Here is a 433-nt window from a genome sequence, read left to right on the forward strand (position 1 = left end):
CCCGCCGAGCGCGACGGGACCCGCACGGTCATCAGACCGGCACGGTCAGTACGACCGGTAGGGCGGGCGCGCGCCGTCGGGGGTGCGGCTGCCCGGGGTCAGCGGCGCGCCGGGGTCGCGGTCCGTGGAGGACTGGAGGTCGGCGTCGAGCTGCGACAGGTCGGCGTTCAGCGCCGCCATCAGCTCTTCCATCTGCTGGAGCAGGCCCTTCGGCGCGCCGCCCTGGGCGTCCGCCGCAGGTTCCTGACGTGCATGGTCGTGTGCTGCCTGTCCGGTCTGTCCGACGTGCTCGGGCACGGACTCGTGGGACATGGCGGCCTCCTCGGCCCTGGCCCTTCCGAGGCGGAAGGGGGCGGTGGGCGCGTCGGCGAAAGGCCGCCGGCGCGCGGGCCGGGCGGTCCGGCTCCGTCCGAGCCAACGAGCCCCATCCGGG

The 433-nt window shown here is 76.0% G+C and carries 1 protein-coding gene; it reads right to left on the bottom strand.

The genetic code is table 11. From position 1 onward, the window contains the following. Positions 1-45 precede the first annotated feature (45 nt). Positions 46-433 (bottom strand): hypothetical protein (locus tag G3I78_RS48755; protein WP_203616553.1); only part of this gene is annotated, 388 nt, incomplete at its 5' end.

Source organism: Streptomyces sp. SID13726 (genome assembly GCF_010548375.1).
Lineage (GTDB): Bacteria > Actinomycetota > Actinomycetes > Streptomycetales > Streptomycetaceae > Streptomyces.